The organism is Pseudomonas sp. GXM4, from assembly GCF_008923895.1.
In the GTDB taxonomy this organism is placed as follows: domain Bacteria; phylum Pseudomonadota; class Gammaproteobacteria; order Pseudomonadales; family Pseudomonadaceae; genus Aquipseudomonas; species Aquipseudomonas atacamensis.
Genome location: NZ_WBRZ01000470.1, coordinates 1 through 1,858, shown reverse-complemented (window position 1 = coordinate 1,858; position 1,858 = coordinate 1). Strand labels below are relative to the sequence as shown.

General features: G+C 59.6%; 2 protein-coding genes. One reads left to right on the top strand and one right to left on the bottom strand.

What is annotated here, in order from left to right:
- Positions 1 to 64: 64 nt before the first annotated feature.
- The gene (locus F8N49_RS27485; RefSeq protein ID WP_151553291.1) at positions 65 to 943 is read right to left on the bottom strand and encodes a triacylglycerol lipase; all 879 of its coding nucleotides are present in this window, start codon (positions 941 to 943) and stop codon (positions 65 to 67) included.
- A gap of 282 nt (positions 944 to 1,225) precedes the next feature.
- Here F8N49_RS27485 and F8N49_RS27480 point away from each other — a divergent pair, with 282 nt between their 5' ends.
- Positions 1,226 to 1,756: a bacterioferritin gene (locus F8N49_RS27480; RefSeq protein WP_122699776.1), complete on the top strand. Its 531-nt coding sequence runs from the start codon at positions 1,226 to 1,228 to the stop codon at positions 1,754 to 1,756.
- Positions 1,757 to 1,858 lie beyond the last annotated feature (102 nt).

Below are 1,858 nucleotides of genomic sequence, written 5' to 3'. Positions count from 1 at the left end.
AGGACACCGCATTTCAAGGGTAGGAGCTGCCGAAGGCTGCGATCTTTTGATCTTGATCCTGCTTTCATAACCCAGCCGCCTCCAGCCGCGCCGCATGCTCGACAAACAGCCTTACCGGATCTGCGCCCTTGCCCACCAGCCCCAGCGACTGATTGACGATGTCGAAATGATCCAGCGGATAGTCATCACCGATCACCGTGCCCAGATGCGAGCTGTAACGGCCGACCATGCCATCGCACTGCCCCGGCTCACGGACGAAGGTTCTGGCAAACAAGCGACAACTGCGGTTGGTGCCGTCAAAAAGATTGCCGCCACGATCGGTCTTGCCCGGTTGCAGCGTCCCTGACCAGGAGTAATAGCGCACACCATTGACCTCTTCCGGCCCCTGCCCGCCCCACGTTTGCGGCAGCCCCTGTGGATAACGTTGATTGAATAATGCGACGCCCGCCGTGGTCAGCGATTGGTGGGAAGCGTGGATATCCACCGGCAGTTTCGGCCCGTGATAACCCGTGTCGAGCAATGCCATGACCCAGCCGATCAAGCGCAGCAACGCTTCGAGCAAGCGCCCCTTGGCGCTGTTGGCGGGATAGTGCTTTTCCAGATAATCGGCCAGTTCGGAGCCGTGATTCGGCCCGGCCACCGATGTGACCGAGGCGACCAGATCCGGACGCTGCGCCGCCGCATAGCGCGCGGTCAACGCGCCCTGACTGTGACCGAACAGATTGACCTTCGGCCCCCCTGTCTCGCGGAGAATTTCCTCGATCCGCGTAAGCAACTGCTCGCCGCGCACTTCCGTGGAATTGAGTGGCGAAACCTGCACCGCGACCACCGTCGCACCACCACGGCGCAAGGCCTTGATGATGCCGAACCAATACGGATAAAGCACCAGCCGGACAAAGCCGAGCATGCCCGGCACCAGCACCAGTGGATAACGTGTCGACATGGGGTACATCCTTGTGTGCGGTGGGTGGAGGCCAGACGTGCAAGACGCTCGCCAAGCATCCACCTCGACGATGACAACTCAACGATAAGCCTATTCCAGTCCGCCAGCACCCGCTCCACCGAAACCGGTCTGACTCTCCCGACATCGCAGTCTTCAGAAGTTCCTGCACCGTGCGCGGCGTAAATCGCATAAAACTTTTCGCTTCGCTCAAGACTCACACCCTGAGTAGCGACCGCGTCTTCAGAACGTGGCGCCTATCGGATTAGCCTCCAGGAGAATGAAATGAGTGACGTGCATTTGTCTGATGTTCAAACCCTGCGTCAACGCGCGCGGCAACACGTGGAAAACGGCGCGGTCACCGAGGGCTACAACGCCAACCGTGAGGAAATACTGCGTTTGCTCAATGAGTCGCTGGCCACCGAGCTGGTGTGCACCTTGCGCTACAAGCGCCACTACTTCATGGCCAACGGCCTGAAAGCCAACGTCGCCGCCGACGAATTCCTCGAGCACGCCAACCAGGAAGCCGAGCACGCCGATCGCCTCGCCGAACGCATCGTGCAACTGGGCGGCGAACCGGAGTTCAACCCTGACCTGCTGAGCAAGATGTCCCACGCGCAATACGTGGCGGGCAACACACTCAAGGAAATGGTTTACGAAGATCTGGTGGCCGAGCGCATCGCCATCGACAGCTACCGCGAAATCATCCAGTACATCGGTGACAAGGACCCGACCACCCGCCGCATCTTCGAAGACATCCTCGCCCAGGAAGAAGAACACGCCGACGACATGGCGGATATCCTTAACGATCTGTAATCCCGTCACACCGCTTTCGCGAGCAGGCTCGCTCCCACACTGGAACGTATTTCAATTGAAGAAATGCGTTCGAATGTGGGAGCGAGCCTGCTCGCGAAGGCG